We start from the raw sequence: 14273 nt of genomic DNA, 5'->3' as shown, positions 1-14273 counted from the left end.
CGCGACGCGATCCGCGCCCGCGTCGGGGTGGTCGTCTGCCGTCGATCGGGTAGAATCAGCGTTTTTAATCTTTCGGCCACTTCCATGATTACCGGATCGCTTGTCGCCATCGTCACGCCGATGCACGAGGATGGCAGCCTGGATTACCCTCGTCTGCGCAGTTTGATCGACTTCCACGTGGCCGAAGGCACCGACGGCATCGTCGTCGTCGGCACCACCGGCGAATCGCCGACGGTGAACGTCGAGGAGCATTGCGAACTCATCCGCACGACGGTCGAACATGCCGCCGGGCGCATCCCGGTGATAGCCGGAGCCGGGGCCAATTCGACAGCCGAAGCGATCGAACTTGCCCGCTTTGCGCAGGAGGCGGGGGCAGTCGCGCAGCTTTCGGTCGTCCCGTATTACAACCGGCCGACCCAGGAAGGCCTTTACCGGCACTTCCGCTCGATCGCCGAAACCGTCGAACTGCCGCTGATCCTTTATAACGTGCCGGGGCGCACCGTCGCCGATCTGTCGAACGACACGGCGCTGCGCCTGGCCGAGATCCCGAACATCATCGGCATCAAGGACGCCACGGGCAGCATTGACCGCGCCTGCGATCTGATCGAGCGCGCGCCGAAGGATTTCGCCCTCTACACCGGCGACGACATGACCGCGGCGGCCTTCATCCTTCTTGGCGGTCACGGCACGATCTCGGTCACCGCCAACGTCGCGCCGCGGGCAATGCACGAGATGTGCGCCGCGGCACGTGCGGGAGATGCGCTCAGGGCGCGCGAGATCAACGCGCGCCTCGTCGGCCTGCACCGCGATCTCTTTTGCGAGGCCAATCCGATTCCGGTCAAGTGGGCGGTTGCCCGCATGGGCCTGATCGAGTCCGGCATTCGCCTTCCGTTGACCCCGTTGTCGTCCGGCTCGCAGGAGCGCGTGCTGCTCGCGATGCGTCGTGCCGGCGTGAACGTTTGAATCTTCAGGACTTTCGGAAACTCATGAATCGCAGCGTCCGCACCTCGGCTTCACTTCTCGCCCTTTCACTCGTCCTGGCCGGATGCTCCGGCTCACTGGTCGAATCAAAGAAGATCGACTACAAAAGTGCGCGCCAGTTGCCGCCGCTCGAAATCCCCCCCGACCTCACCGCCCCGACGCGTGACGACCGCTATGCCGTACCGGATGTCTCGCCGCGCGGCGTCGCGACCTATTCGGCCTATACCAGCGACCGGGCCGCGCAGCCCCAGGCGACGGCGACCGCAGACGTGCTGCCCGCAGTGCAAAGCATGCGGGTCGAACGTGCCGGCACGCAGCGCTGGCTCGTCGTTCCGGGAACGCCGGACGTGCTGTGGCCGCAGGTCAAGGATTTCTGGCTCGAACTGGGCTTCGTCGTGAACATCGACCGCCCGCAAGTCGGGGTGATGGAAACCGATTGGGCCGAAGACAGGGCGAAAATTCCGCAGGACTTCCTGCGCTCCGCGATCGGCGGTGTGCTCGACGGATTGTTCTCGACGCCGGAACGGGACAAATTCCGCACCCGGCTCGAGCCGGGCAAGGAACCGAACACCGTCGAGATCTATATCAGCCATCGCGGAATGGTGGAGATCTATCCCACCGAAGGGAAGGACACGACGATCTGGCAGCCCCGCCCGGCCGATCCGGACATCGAGGCCGAGATGCTGCGCCGCCTGATGGTGCGGCTCGGCGCGAAGGAAGAGCGCGCGGAGGCAATCGTTGCGGCGGCCCCGGAGGCCGAGCGCGCGACGCTGCAGACCGCTGGCGGGAAGGCGAGCCTGTCGATGCAGGAGTCTTTCGATCGCGCGTGGCGACGGGTCGGCCTCGCGCTCGACCGGATCGGTTTCACCGTCGAGGATCGCGACCGTTCGAAAGGGCTGTATTTCGTCCGCTATGTCGATCCGGAGGTCGATATCGAGTCGAAGAAATCCGAGGGCTTCCTGTCGAAGCTGGCGTTCTGGCGCGGCAAGGACGAAGTCGCCGCAAGCGGCAGTGAATATCGTCTGCGGGTGCAGGGGGAAAAGGATGCGTCGGTGATCACCGTGATGACACGCGAAGGCGGGGAGGATTCGTCGCCTACCGCGCGCAAGATTCTCGCTCTATTGAAGGAGCAACTGCGCTGAGGTGTGGCGGCATCCCGCCGGCGTGACCCGGAGCGCGCCGCGGAGATGTTTCCGTGGTGCGTAAAAAAGCCGGCTCGCGCCGGCTTTTTCATTCCTGAAGAGCTCGTTACTTCTGAACGGCTTCCTTCGTTGCTTCAACAGCCGCCTCAGCACCTTCCTTGGCTGCTTCGACCGCATTGACCGCGCCTTCCTTGGCGCTTTCCACGGCTTCCTTCGCGGCTTCCCCGGCGGCGGCTGCGGGGGCTGCTTCCTGGGCGGGAGCCGGAGGAGCGGCGGGCTCTTCCTTCTTGCCGCATGCGGACAGGGCAAAGGCGAGCAGGGCAGCGACGAGGAGCGATTGTTTCATGTCTGGTTTCCTTATTAGATAGAGGTGATGACAGCAGTTGATCCGCCTTGTCTGCAGATCGTCAAAGCGATTATGCAAGCGGTAGACCAATGGAAATTCTAACATGTCAATGTCGCTGCCACTCGTTATGTGTTGCAGTGCCGCACCCGGATAAACGGCATGGACTCCGCACGGCACAAGGTCCACGACATTTCCCGGCGACCAACATGTTTCAATTTGTATGAATGGGGGAGCAAGGTGACCTGCCGCCTGGATGCTTCCGGGAAGTTTTCCTGCCAGCGATGTATCGCTGTAAAAAGTGCTGCGGAGAGACGTAAAATCACCGACTTTTGGCGGATCTTCAATGCCTGTCGCAGTCATCGAGTCGCTGGATCACGAAGGTCGCGGGGTCGCGCACGTTGACGGCAAGGTCGTCTTCGTCGAGGGGGCGCTTGCGGGCGAGCGGGTCGAATATACGGTCTATCGTCAGCGGCCGAGTTACGACCTCGCCGAGGTGACACGCATCATCAAGGCCAGCGCCCAGCGCGTTGTGCCCCGGTGCGAGCATTTCGGCGTGTGCGGCGGGTGCTCGATGCAGCATCTCGATTCGGTCGCGCAGGCGGCCGCCAAGCAGCGCGTGCTCGAGGACGCGTTGTGGCACGTCGGAAAGGTAAGGCCCGGCATCATCTACGCGGCGATTCACGGCCCGTCCTGGGGTTACCGCTATCGTGCGCGGATCGGCGTGCGGGTGGTGCCGAAAAAAGGCGGAGTGCTGATCGGCTTCCACGAACGGCGCAGCAGCTACATCGCCGACATGCGCAGCTGCGCCATCCTGCCTTCTCACGTCTCGGGGATGTTGCCGGCACTGCACGAACTCGTCGGCGGACTCTCGATAGCCGACCGGCTGCCACAGATCGAAATCGCGATCGGCGACACGACGACCGTACTGGTGTTCCGCAACCTTTTGCCGTTGACTCCCGCGGACGAGGCGCGGCTCGCGGCCTTCGCCGACGAGCACGGCGTGCAGGTGTGGCTGCAGCCCGGCGCGCCGGCGACAGCTCATCCGCTGCACCCGAAGGGCGCCGCGCCGCTCGCCTACACCCTGCCCGAGTTCGATGTCGCGATGGCGTTCCAGCCGACCGATTTTACCCAGGTGAATATCGACATCAACCGCCTGCTGATCCGTCGTTCGTTGCAGTTGCTCGACCCCCGGCCTGGCGAGCGCATCGCCGACCTGTTTTGCGGGCTGGGAAATTTCAGCCTGCCGATCGCTCGCCGCGGAGCCACCGTGGTAGGCGTCGAGGGCAGCGAATCACTCGTCAGGCGTGCGGCCAAGAACGCGCGACGCAACGGCCTGCACGGCCGCAGCGAATTCCACGCCGCAAACCTTTTCGAAGCGACCGAGGACAGTCTCGCTGCGCTCGGCAGGCTCGACAAGCTGCTGATCGATCCGCCGCGCGAAGGAGCGATCGCGGTCGTCAAGGCGCTCAGCGCGCTGCAATCGCCCGCGCGCATCGTGTATGTATCCTGCAACCCGGCGACGCTCGCGCGCGATGCGGCCGTGCTGGTGCACGAGAAGGGCTACGTGCTGCGAGGCGCCGGCATTGCCAACATGTTCCCGCAAACCTCGCACGTGGAATCGATCGCGCTTTTCGAGCGAAACTGACGCGGAGGAATTTGCCGCCCCGCACCGCGGGATTCGTGCCGGCAGCTTCCATATGGCGGTGCACGGCGTGCCCGGTGGTATACTTCGCCGCTCTCGGCAGCAGGGCAGCGCAACTGAAAACCTGCCCTGAACCCCCGCCCAGGAAGCGTGGCAGAGTGGTCGATTGCACCGGTCTTGAAAACCGGCAACGGGCAACCGTTCGTGAGTTCGAATCTCACCGCTTCCGCCAAAAATACGAGAAAAAGCGGTCATTTTGGCCGCTTTTTCCGTTTACCCCATACTAAACAGTGCAAAGCCGAAACGAGGTTGGTGTCAAGCGACACCGCCTCGGCTTCAAGCAAGCCGTGGCCCGTTGAGCCACGACTCCGCGACGTCCTGCCCATCAAGGCACTCCCGGATTACCCCTGTTCGGTGGCCGGACCCGATTTCCCCCCGAATGCTTGCATTCCTGATAAACCGCGAGTAGAGTGAGTGTTCATTCAGTCGTTTGATTGGCATCAAACAAGTGAAGACCCAGGGGCGGATGGGGTTTGTATCGCTCGATATGTTTTTCAGATGGCCGGATCCGCCGCGCAGCGGAACATTCTTAAGGAGGCAAGTTCATGAACGACGGATTGTTTGACCAGTTCAAGGAGTGGTACGAGAAGCGTCACGACTACGCGCGGGCCTGGAAGGCGCGCACGGGCGGGCAGGTCGTGGCGACGATGTGTACCTATTCGCCCGAGGAATTGCTGATCGCGGCCGGGATGCTGCCGGTGCGCGTGCTCGGCGCGCATGAGCCGCAGAACGTCACCGAGCCGCACATCTTCGGCATGTTCTGCCCGTTCTGTCGCGACTCGCTCGCCCAGGGCCTGCTCGGCCGCTACGACTATGCGGAAGGCGTGACGCTGACGCAGTCGTGCATCCAGTACCGCCAGACCTACAGCTCGTGGCGCCAGAATGTCCCGACGGTGAAGTGGGACTACTACGTCGCGATGCCGAACGACGTGCAGTCGCCGCATTCGCGCAAGGCGCATATCGCCGAAGTGCAGCGCTTCCGCGTGTTCCTGCAGACGCTGACCGGCAAGGAAATCACCGACGACATGCTGCGCGAGTCGCTTGCCGTGTGTGACGAGAACCGCCGCCTGCTGCGCCAGCTCTTCGACTACCGCAAGGAAACGAACCCGCAGGTGACCGGCGTCGAAGCGCTGTATGCGTCGATCACCGCCCAGTTCATCGACAAGCGCGAGCACAACGAGCAGCTGAAGAAAGTGCTGGCGGCGCTGCCGACGCGCAATCTCGATCGTCCGCAGGGCGCGCGCTTCATGACCATCGGCTCGGAAAACGACGACGTCTCGTTCATGGCGATGGTCGAATCCGTCGGCGCGACGATCGTCATCGACGACCAGTGCTCGGGCACGCGCTACTTCTGGAACGCCTCGAAACCCGGCGACGACGTCGTCCGCGCGATCGCCGAGCGCTACTGCGACCGGCCGGCGTGCCCGACCAAGGACTACCCGGCCCACACGCGTTTCGACCACGTGCTCAATCTGGCGAAGGAATACAACGTCCAGGCCGCGATCTTCCTGCAGCAGAAGTTCTGCGATCCGCACGAGGGCGACTACCCGGACCTGAAGCGTCACCTCGAAGCCAACGGCATTCCGACGCTGTTCCTGGAATTCGACATCACGAACCCCATCGGCCCGTTCCGCATCCGCATCGAAGCGATGCTCGAGACGCTGAGCGAAGAAGAGCTGTTCTGAGCCCTCAAGGAGACCAACCATGACGAACCTGTACCCGACCGAACCGCTCAAGCTCTGGGGCAAGGCCAAGCAGCTGCGCGAGCAGTACTACCAGAACTACGCCCGTGCGAAGGACAACGGCGGCATCCGCTGGTCGGCGGCCGGCTGGTCGTTCGACGCGATCCCGACCTCGCTCGGCGACGACGTCTATCCGCTGACCGGCGAGCCGTATTCGGCCGGCGTGTCGCTCGACCGCAAATTCACCCAGCGCTGCCTCGACGCCGCCGAATCCTACGGCTTCGCGCGCGACATGTGCTCGTACATGCGCATCTACTGGGGCAGCATGCATCTGGATGAGTACTTCTACGGCGGCAAGTGGCCGAAGTCGGACTTCATCTACCAGACGCAGATCTGCTGCTCGCACGCGAAGTGGTACCAGCACGTCGCGCGCACGAAAGGCATTCCCGATTTCTACGTCGACGTGTCGGTCGGCGCGTACAAGGACCTGACGCCGGACCGCCTCGACTATGTGACGAGCCAGCTGCACGACTCGATCGAGTTCGTCGAGAAAGCCACGGGTCGCAAGTGCGACGACGAGCTCTTGATCCGCGCGATCAAGAACGAGATGCGCTCGACCGCACGCTGGGCGCAGATCTGCGAACTGCAGAAAGCCGTGCCGGCGCCGCTCGACGAGAAGACGATGTACTCGCTGTACGTGCTCGCGATCCTGCACAAGTCCTCGCAGTGGTGCGCCGACTTCTATGACGAGCTGTACGAGGAAGTGAAGGACCGCGTCGCGCGCGGCATCGCCGCAGTGCCCAACGAGCGCTGCCGCTTGATGTCGGACACGCAGCCGCCGTGGCCTTTCCTGAAGATATTCCGCTATCTGGAGAGCTACGGCGCGGTGTCGGTCGGCTCGCTCTACACCTTCGGCCTCGAAGGCACGTGGGAGACCAAGCCCGACGGCAGCTGGGGCGCACGCACGCTGCCGTGGGAGAACGGCATCGAGATGAACGACCGCGACACGGCGCTGCGTCTCTATGCCGACTGGAACCTGTCGAAGCCGCTGTGGCAGCAGTTCTTCGACCCGTCGGTGAAGTCCGAGATGATGCTCAACATCGCGCGCGACTGGAAAGTCGATGGCTGCATGATGCACCTGAACCGCGGTTGCGAAGGTCTCTCCGTCGGGATCATGGAGAACCGCCAGGCGATGGCGAAGGCCGGCATCCCGATCATGACGTACGAAGGAAACATGGGCGACGAGCGCGAGTTCGACGAAGTTCGCACCCAGGCGCGGGTCGATGCGTTCATGGAGCAGCTCGGCCTGCGCCGCCTGGCCGCCTGATTTTCCGCGCTGCCAGCGCGCCGTATCGTTGCCGACGTCGCCTGTCGCACCACACGTGCGGCGGGTGACGAATCGGTGCGTTCCGGCGTGCAGGTGGTATCAGAATGAATTTTCGATTGAGGATACGAGAATGATTACCGCTGGAATCGACATGGGCTCCCGCAGCGTGAAGGTTGTGCTGCTGGAGGAGATCAAGGTGGATGGCGCGCCGCAACTGAACTACGCGGTGAAGAAAGCGCACCTGATGATGCCGGGCGACATCGACGCCGACCAGGCCGCCGAGAAGGCTTTCACCGAAGCGCTGGCCGCGGCCGGGGTGTCGCGTGACCAGGTGAAGTCGGTGTTCGCGACCGGGGCCGGTCGCAAGCAGGTCGAGTTCGCCACCGAAGGCGTCACCGAGATGACGGCAGGGGCGCGCGGCGCGGTGTACATGTACCCGCAGGCGCGCACCGTGGTCGACGTCGGCGCCGAGGAAGGGCGCGGCATCAAGACCGACGCGGACGGCAAGGCGATCGACTTCGCCGGCAACGAGAAGTGCGCCGCCGGGGCGGGTTCCTTCGCCGAAGCGATGAGCCGCGCGCTGCAGCTCACGCTCAAGGAATTCGGCGAAGCGAGCCTGCGCTCGGACAAGTCGATCCCGATGAACGCCCAATGCACGGTGTTCGCCGAGTCCGAAGTGGTGTCGCTGATCCACTCCGCGACGCCGAAGGAAGACATCGCCAAGGCCGTGCTCGACGCGGTCGCCAGCCGGGTGTGCGCGATGGTGCGCCGCGTCGGCATCGAAGGCAACGTGGTGCTGATCGGCGGCATGGTGCACAACCCCGGTTTCGTCGCGTCGCTCAAGAACGCGATGGACGTCGATCAGGTGCTGCTGCCCGAGCTGCCGGAATTCGTCAGCGCGCTGGGCTGCGCGCTGATCGCGGCCGAACGCCAGCACTGAACCGATACGCGCAAAGACACGCGACAAGACACGGATAAAGGAGCGATCAAATGAATGCAGAAGTTGCTGCGGCCACGGCGGCAGAAGCGGCCCCCGAGAAGAAGGAATTCTGGCGCTGGCAGGAAAACGTCTGGTTCGACGAGACGAAGAAGGACTGGAGAGACGCCAAGATCATCACCTGCGGCATCGACGTCGGCTCGGTGTCCTCGCAAGCGGTGCTGGTCTGTGACGGCGAGCTGTACGGCTACAACAGCATGCGCACCGGCAACAACTCGCCGGACTCGGCCAGGAATGCCTTGCAGGGCATCATGGACAAGATCGGCATGAAGCTCGAGGACATCCACTACGTCGTCGGCACCGGCTACGGCCGGGTGAACGTGCCGTTCGCCCACAAGGCGATCACCGAGATCGCCTGCCACGCGCGCGGCGCGAACTACATGGGCGGCAACAAGGTGCGCACCATCCTCGACATGGGCGGCCAGGATTGCAAGGCGATCCACTGCGACGAGAAAGGCAAGGTCACCAACTTCCTGATGAACGACAAGTGCGCGGCCGGCACCGGGCGCGGCATGGAAGTCATCTCCGACCTGATGCAGATCCCGATCGCCGAACTGGGCCCGCGCTCGTTCGACGTCGATGTCGAACCCGAAGCGGTGTCGTCGATCTGCGTCGTGTTCGCCAAGTCCGAAGCGCTGGGTCTCCTGAAGGCCGGCTACACCAAGAACAAGGTGATCGCGGCATACTGCCAGGCGATGGCCGAGCGCGTGGTGAGCCTCTTGGAGCGCATCGGCGTCGAGGAAGGCTTCTTCATCACCGGCGGCATCGCGAAGAACCCGGGTGTCGTCAAGCGCATCGAGCGCATCCTCGGCATCAAGGCGGTCGACACCAAGATCGACAGCCAGATCGCCGGCGCGCTGGGCGCGGCGCTGTTCGGCTACACGCTGATGCAGAAGCAGGTGAAAGCGGCCTGAAGTCGGGGCTGAAGCAGCGCCGGCATCCCTGCCGGCGCTGCATTTATCGAGGAGAAGGGGAAATGCCTGAAAAGAACCGTGTAATGCGCGTACTGAAGAAGGATGATCTCGGCGCGGTCGTCGCAATCGACGAAATCGGTGCAAAGCGCTCCCGCCGCGATTACTACGAACGCAAGTTCGAGACAATCCTCAATTCTGCTCACAACATCAACTCGTCGATCGTCTGCGAGATCGATGGCAGGATCGTGGGCTTCGTCATGGGCGACGTCTATTTCGGCGAGTTCGGCATCCCGGAAACGTCCGCGACGATCGACACCCTCGGCGTCCATCCGGAGTTCCAGAACCACGGCATCGCCAGTGAAATGCTCGACCAGTTCATGATGAACATGAAGGCGGCGGGCGTGAAGAAGGTCTACACGCTGGTGAACTGGGACGATTTCGCGCTGGAGAAATTCTTCTCGCGGCAGAAGTTCACGCCGTCCAAGCGGGTGAATCTGGAATATCAGCTGCCCTGAGCGGGTAGCCGGCGCGGTGACCGGCAAGGTCTGCCGCGCCGGAGGCGACATCTTGGCGCGGGACTGCCTGCAGTCAACCAGAGCGCGCCGAAGCGCTGCATACTTGCGGCACCGATGGGCCGGGTGGTCGTGACCGACGATCGCCAGGCCGGTAGTAACACTGTCTCCGCCACAATTCATTCCAGAAGAAACAGGCGCCGTCCACACGGACGGCTCACCACAAGAATTGTCCTTTCAACGTCGAATATGACTTGACGCATGGAGGTGAATGAGTGACCATTCATTCACTGATTTGGGTGGCAGTGACACCCCGAGGGGTGATACGCGCCCTGCGGCGGCAGGAAGCGGAGCATCGGTGCCAGGCAGGTGGCGATGGGTTCCAGTCAATGAAGGAGGGGGTGGAATGAGTACGGTGCGCGAACTTTCCGGCAAGCATGCGGTGGTCACCGGAGGCGGCCGTGGCATCGGTGCCGCGATCGCACAGCGCCTGGCCGAACAAGGCGCCCGCGTCACGCTGATGGGGCGCACGCGCGAACCGCTCGAAGAGCGGGCGGACGCGCTGCGCGCACTCATCGGCGTGCATTGCGACATGCATTGCGAAGCCGTCGACGTCGCCGACCCGGCCTCCGTCGCGGCCGCTTTCGAGGCGGCCGCACACAGATTCGGGCCGGTCTCGATCCTGGTCAACAACGCCGGCCAGGCGTCGAGCGCGCCGTTCATCAAGACCGATCTCGCGCTGTGGCAGCAGATGCTCGACGTCAACCTCACCGGCACTTACCTCGGGACGAAGGCAGTGCTGTCCGGCATGCTCGCCGCCGGCTGGGGCCGCATCGTCAATGTCGCCAGCACTGCCGGGCAGAAAGGCTACCCTTACGTCTCGGCCTATTGCGCCGCCAAGCATGGCGTCATCGGCATGACCCGCGCGCTGGCGCTCGAACTGGCCCAGAAGAACATCACGGTGAATGCGGTTTGTCCCGGCTACACCGACACCGACATCGTGCGCGAGGCGATCACGAATATCCGCGCCAAGACTGGCCGCAGCGAAGCCGAAGCGCAAGGCGAGCTGGCAAAGCACAACCCGCAAGGCCGCCTGGTTCGTCCCGACGAAGTCGCGAATGCCGTGCTGTGGCTGTGCCTGCCGGGTGCGGAAGCGATCACCGGCCAGGCGATTTCGGTGTCCGGCGGAGAAGTCATGTGAGGCTGCGCGGACGCGACAGGCCGGCAGTGCGGAAATCCCGGAGCGGGTCCGGTTGACCACCGCCGCCCGCCGGCAGCGCGGCGCAGTGCAATGAACCAGAGGAGGAGGTGACATCGGCTCACCTTCCCGTTTGCAGGAGGAGAAATAGATGAGTGATCAGACCTATCTCGAGTGGCCGTTCTTCGACGAGCGTCACCGGCAACTGCAGATCGAACTCGAGGCCTGGGCGTCGGCGAACGTGAACGCACATCACGGCAGCGATCTCGACGCCGCGTGCCGCGAGCTGGTGGCCAAGCTGGGCGCCGCCGGCTGGCTGCGCTACGTCGTCGGCGGCACCGCCTACGGCGGTTGTCACGACGTCATCGATACCCGCGCGGTATGCCTGCTGCGCGAGACGCTGGCGCGTCACTCCGGGCTCGCCGACTTCGCCTTCGGCATGCAGGGGCTGGGTTCCGGCGCGATCACGCTGCATGGATCGGACGCGCAGAAGCGCGACTACCTGCCGCGCGTCGCAGCCGGCCGGGCGATCGCCGCCTTCGCGCTGTCGGAGCCCGGCTCCGGTTCGGACGTCGCCGCGATGGCCTGCAGCGCGCGCCAGGACGGCGACGAGTACGTGATCGACGGCGAGAAGACGTGGATCTCGAACGGCGGCATCGCCGATTTTTACGTGGTCTTCGCCCGCACCGGCGAAGCGCCCGGCGCCCGCGGGCTTTCCGCGTTCATCGTCGAGGCCGACAGGGCGGGGCTCGAAATCGCCGAACGCATCGACGTCATCGCGCCGCATCCGCTCGCCCGTCTGCGCTTTCGCGAGTGCCGCGTGCCGAAGTCCTGCCTCCTCGGCCTGCCGGGCCAGGGTTTCAAGGTCGCGATGCAGACCCTCGACATTTTCCGCACGTCGGTGGCCGCGGCGGCGCTCGGTTTTGCGCGGCGCGCGCTCGACGAAGCGCTCAAGCGCGCGACGACGCGCGACATGTTCGGCCAGAAGCTTGCTGATTTCCAGATCACGCAGGCGAAGCTCGCGCAGATGGCCACCGGTGTCGACACTTCGGCGCTGCTCACCTACCGCGCTGCGTGGCTGCGCGATCAGGGACAGAACATCACGCGCGCCGCCGCGATGGCGAAGATGACATCCACCGAGACGGCGCAGCAGGTCATCGATGCCGCCGTGCAGATCTGGGGCGGCTGCGGAGTCGTCAGCGATCACCCCGTCGAGCGCCTGTATCGCGAGATCCGGTCGCTGCGCATCTACGAAGGCGCAACCGAAGTCCAGCAACTCATCATCGCCCGGCAGACGCTTTCAGCGTACGAACGGGAACAGAAGTACTGACGCCGGCCGTCCGGTGCCAAACGATCGGGGATCGTTTGGCACTCGCGTCCGGCGTAAAGCCGGCCCGCGACCTTGCGGCGTGGGCCGGGACCAATCGGGAAAATACCCGTTATTGCGGGACTGGGCATTCATCCAGTTCCCCATGCAGGAGGAGACAAAACATGCATGCAAGCATTGCGAGCTACGATGCGACGGCTACGCCGCGTGGCGCCGAAGGGCTTCCTGTTCGACCCACGGTGCCCGCGGGCGAAGAGGGAATCCTGCTCGAGCCCGGTTCCATCGAACACGTCGCCCATCCTGAAGCGCTGCCGCACGGGCCATGGGGCATGCGGCTGCACGGGGTCAGCAGGATGTTCGCCTTGGCCGGCGGAGTCTTGTTCATCGTGCTGATCGCGATGTCGCTGGTGTCGATCATCGGGCGCAAGCTGTTCTCGCTGCCGGTGCCCGGCGATTTCGAGGTGCTGCAGATGGGCGCGGCGGTGGCCGCGGCGACGTTCTTCGCGTACTGCCAAATGACCGACGGGCACGTGAAGGTCGATTTCTTCACGACCTGGATGCCGGCGCGCCTGCGCGCCTTCCTCGACGGCCTCGCCGCGCTCTTGATGTGCGTCGTCGCGCTGCTGGTTTCGTGGCGCACCGCGATCGGCGCCGTCGCGTCGTTCGAGTCGGGCGAGGCGTCGCTGATGCTCGGATGGCCGGGATGGATCGCGATCGCGCTGATCGTGCCGAGCTTCATCCTGTTCGCGCTGACCGGCCTGTACATCGCCGGACGGCGTTTCCGTCATGCACTGGGAGAGGCGAAATGAGCGGCATCGAAATCGGCGTCACGATGTTCGGCATCCTGCTGGTGATGCTCGTGCTGCGCGTGCATATCGGCATCACGATGTTCACGGTCGGCGCCGGCGGCTTCCTGACGATGACCGGCGGCGACTGGTCGCCTTTTCTCAACATGCTCAAGAACCTCGCGTATGCGCGGCTCTCGAACTACGACCTCGCCGTCATCCCGATGTTCTTGCTGATGGGGCAGTTCGCGACGCACGGCGGCCTGTCGCGGGCGCTGTTCCGCTGCGTGAGTTCGCTGGTCGGGCACTGGCGCGGCGGCGTCGCGATGGCCTCGACGGGCGCCTGTGCGGGCTTCGGCGCGATCTGCGGCTCGTCGCTGGCGACGGCCGCGACGATGGGCCAGGTCGCGCTGCCGGAGCTCAAGCGCTACAAGTATTCCGGCGCGCTGTCGACCGGCGCGCTGGCCGCGGGCGGCACGCTCGGCATCCTGATCCCGCCGTCGGTGCCGCTCGTGATCTACGCCGTGCTGACGCAGGAATCGATCGGCAAGCTGTTCATGGCGGCGGTGCTGCCCGGCATCATCGCGATGCTCGGCTACATGCTGGTGATCCGCATCATCGTCACGCTCAAGCCGGAAGCCGGCCCCGCCGGCCCGCATGTGCCGCTTGCCGAGAAGCTGCGTTCGATCGCGAGCGTGTTCCCGGTCGCACTGATCTTCCTGGTCGTGATCATCGGTATCTATGGCGGCTGGGCCAATCCGACTGAAGCGGCGTCGATCGGCGCCGCCGCGTGCGGCATCCTCGCGGTCGTCTCGGGCGGGATGCGCTTCGAAGGCGTCAAGGACAGCATCCTCGGGGCAGCCGAAGCGACGGCGATGATCTTTCTCGTGCTGCTCGGGGCGGACATGCTCAACACGGGCCTCGCGCTCACGCAGATGCCGGCCGAGCTCGCCAACTGGGTGAAGGACAGCGGCCTGTCGCCGCTGCTGGTGCTGACTGCGATCCTGCTGATCTATGTCTTCCTCGGCTGCGTCATGGACGCGCTGGCGATGATCCTGCTGACGATCCCGATCTTCTATCCGGTGGTGATGGGCCTGGAGTTTTGGGACCTGAGCCAGGCAGACAAGTCGATCTGGTTCGGCATCCTCGTGCTGATGGTCGTCGAGATCGGTCTGGTGCATCCGCCGGTCGGCATGAACATCTACATCATCAACCGTCTCGCGAAGGACGTCCCGCTCAGCGACACCTTCAAGGGGGTGATGCCGTTCCTCGCCTCCGACCTGATGCGCATCGTGTTGCTGATGTTCTTCCCGGTTATCACGCTGTACCTGGTACGGACCTTCGGCGGCTAGCCGGGCCC

General features: G+C 64.3%; 13 protein-coding genes and 1 tRNA gene. 13 read left to right on the top strand and 1 reads right to left on the bottom strand.

Annotated features, from left to right (window positions below):
• The first annotated feature begins 84 nt into the window (after nucleotides 1–84).
• Nucleotides 85–963 (top strand): 4-hydroxy-tetrahydrodipicolinate synthase, encoded by an 879-nt coding sequence (gene dapA / locus GO606_RS18040; RefSeq protein WP_169117442.1) that lies wholly within the window; start codon nucleotides 85–87, stop codon nucleotides 961–963.
• Nucleotides 964–986: 23 nt separating this feature from the next.
• On the top strand, nucleotides 987–2123 hold the full coding sequence (bamC, locus tag GO606_RS18035; RefSeq protein ID WP_169117441.1) for an NlpB/DapX family lipoprotein: 1137 nt from the start codon (nucleotides 987–989) through the stop codon (nucleotides 2121–2123).
• A gap of 106 nt (nucleotides 2124–2229) precedes the next feature.
• On the opposite strand, the gene GO606_RS18030 is transcribed toward bamC, so the two are convergent.
• A complete protein-coding gene (locus GO606_RS18030) occupies nucleotides 2230–2829 on the bottom strand; it encodes a hypothetical protein (RefSeq protein WP_246979727.1) in 600 nt (199 codons plus the stop codon).
• Between GO606_RS18030 and rlmD the strand changes: the two genes are divergently transcribed.
• From rlmD to GO606_RS17975, 11 genes are all read left to right on the top strand, one after another.
• Complete coding sequence (gene rlmD, locus GO606_RS18025) at nucleotides 2813–4114, top strand: 23S rRNA (uracil(1939)-C(5))-methyltransferase RlmD (RefSeq protein ID WP_169117440.1); 1302 nt, start codon at nucleotides 2813–2815, stop codon at nucleotides 4112–4114. The two genes, GO606_RS18030 and rlmD, sit on opposite strands and share 17 nt — an antisense overlap.
• Nucleotides 4115–4255: 141 nt before the next feature.
• Nucleotides 4256–4343 (top strand) — tRNA-Ser (locus tag GO606_RS18020).
• 373 nt (nucleotides 4344–4716) lie between these two features.
• Nucleotides 4717–5856 carry a benzoyl-CoA reductase, bzd-type, subunit N gene (gene bzdN, locus GO606_RS18015; RefSeq protein ID WP_169117439.1) on the top strand — a complete coding sequence of 380 codons (1140 nt, stop codon included), beginning with the start codon at nucleotides 4717–4719 and terminating at the stop codon, nucleotides 5854–5856.
• Nucleotides 5857–5875: 19 nt separating this feature from the next.
• Nucleotides 5876–7180 (top strand): benzoyl-CoA reductase, bzd-type, subunit O, encoded by a 1305-nt coding sequence (gene bzdO, locus GO606_RS18010; RefSeq protein WP_169117438.1) that lies wholly within the window; start codon nucleotides 5876–5878, stop codon nucleotides 7178–7180.
• A gap of 130 nt (nucleotides 7181–7310) precedes the next feature.
• On the top strand, nucleotides 7311–8120 hold the full coding sequence (locus tag GO606_RS18005; RefSeq protein WP_169117230.1) for an acyl-CoA dehydratase activase: 810 nt from the start codon (nucleotides 7311–7313) through the stop codon (nucleotides 8118–8120).
• Between the two features lie 50 nt (nucleotides 8121–8170).
• Complete coding sequence (bzdQ, locus tag GO606_RS18000) at nucleotides 8171–9091, top strand: benzoyl-CoA reductase, bzd-type, subunit Q (RefSeq protein WP_169117437.1); 921 nt, start codon at nucleotides 8171–8173, stop codon at nucleotides 9089–9091.
• Between the two features lie 62 nt (nucleotides 9092–9153).
• The gene (locus GO606_RS17995; protein ID WP_169117436.1) at nucleotides 9154–9606 is read left to right on the top strand and encodes a GNAT family N-acetyltransferase; all 453 of its coding nucleotides are present in this window, start codon (nucleotides 9154–9156) and stop codon (nucleotides 9604–9606) included.
• Between the two features lie 403 nt (nucleotides 9607–10009).
• Nucleotides 10010–10804: an SDR family NAD(P)-dependent oxidoreductase gene (locus GO606_RS17990; RefSeq protein WP_211166522.1), complete on the top strand. Its 795-nt coding sequence runs from the start codon at nucleotides 10010–10012 to the stop codon at nucleotides 10802–10804.
• A gap of 148 nt (nucleotides 10805–10952) precedes the next feature.
• Nucleotides 10953–12131 carry an acyl-CoA dehydrogenase family protein gene (locus GO606_RS17985; RefSeq protein WP_169117435.1) on the top strand — a complete coding sequence of 393 codons (1179 nt, stop codon included), beginning with the start codon at nucleotides 10953–10955 and terminating at the stop codon, nucleotides 12129–12131.
• A 161-nt stretch (nucleotides 12132–12292) separates the two neighbouring features.
• Nucleotides 12293–12937, top strand: a complete 645-nt coding sequence (locus tag GO606_RS17980) for a TRAP transporter small permease subunit (RefSeq protein ID WP_169117434.1) — start codon at nucleotides 12293–12295, stop codon at nucleotides 12935–12937.
• Nucleotides 12934–14265: a TRAP transporter large permease gene (locus GO606_RS17975; protein ID WP_169117433.1), complete on the top strand. Its 1332-nt coding sequence runs from the start codon at nucleotides 12934–12936 to the stop codon at nucleotides 14263–14265. The genes GO606_RS17980 and GO606_RS17975 overlap by 4 nt, the downstream gene beginning before the upstream one ends.
• Nucleotides 14266–14273 lie beyond the last annotated feature (8 nt).

It is taken from the genome of Aromatoleum anaerobium (assembly GCF_012910705.2).
Taxonomy (GTDB): Bacteria; Pseudomonadota; Gammaproteobacteria; order Burkholderiales; family Rhodocyclaceae; genus Aromatoleum; species Aromatoleum anaerobium.
The sequence above is the reverse complement of the archived record's forward strand: the minus strand, read 5'-3'. Positions and strand labels throughout refer to the sequence as shown.

What these genes read in the sequence shown, in the direction of transcription:
- GO606_RS17980 (WP_169117434.1), top strand. Translation starts at nt 12,293, where the DNA reads ATGCATGCAAGCATTGCGAGCTACGATGCGACGGCTACGCCGCGTGGC.
- bzdO (WP_169117438.1), top strand. Translation starts at nt 5,876, where the DNA reads ATGACGAACCTGTACCCGACCGAACCGCTCAAGCTCTGGGGCAAGGCC.
- rlmD (WP_169117440.1), top strand. Translation starts at nt 2,813, where the DNA reads ATGCCTGTCGCAGTCATCGAGTCGCTGGATCACGAAGGTCGCGGGGTC.
- GO606_RS18030 (WP_246979727.1), bottom strand. Translation starts at nt 2,829, where the DNA reads ATGACTGCGACAGGCATTGAAGATCCGCCAAAAGTCGGTGATTTTACG.
- GO606_RS17995 (WP_169117436.1), top strand. Translation starts at nt 9,154, where the DNA reads ATGCCTGAAAAGAACCGTGTAATGCGCGTACTGAAGAAGGATGATCTC.
- bzdQ (WP_169117437.1), top strand. Translation starts at nt 8,171, where the DNA reads ATGAATGCAGAAGTTGCTGCGGCCACGGCGGCAGAAGCGGCCCCCGAG.
- GO606_RS17975 (WP_169117433.1), top strand. Translation starts at nt 12,934, where the DNA reads ATGAGCGGCATCGAAATCGGCGTCACGATGTTCGGCATCCTGCTGGTG.
- GO606_RS17985 (WP_169117435.1), top strand. Translation starts at nt 10,953, where the DNA reads ATGAGTGATCAGACCTATCTCGAGTGGCCGTTCTTCGACGAGCGTCAC.
- GO606_RS17990 (WP_211166522.1), top strand. Translation starts at nt 10,010, where the DNA reads ATGAGTACGGTGCGCGAACTTTCCGGCAAGCATGCGGTGGTCACCGGA.
- bamC (WP_169117441.1), top strand. Translation starts at nt 987, where the DNA reads ATGAATCGCAGCGTCCGCACCTCGGCTTCACTTCTCGCCCTTTCACTC.
- bzdN (WP_169117439.1), top strand. Translation starts at nt 4,717, where the DNA reads ATGAACGACGGATTGTTTGACCAGTTCAAGGAGTGGTACGAGAAGCGT.
- dapA (WP_169117442.1), top strand. Translation starts at nt 85, where the DNA reads ATGATTACCGGATCGCTTGTCGCCATCGTCACGCCGATGCACGAGGAT.
- GO606_RS18005 (WP_169117230.1), top strand. Translation starts at nt 7,311, where the DNA reads ATGATTACCGCTGGAATCGACATGGGCTCCCGCAGCGTGAAGGTTGTG.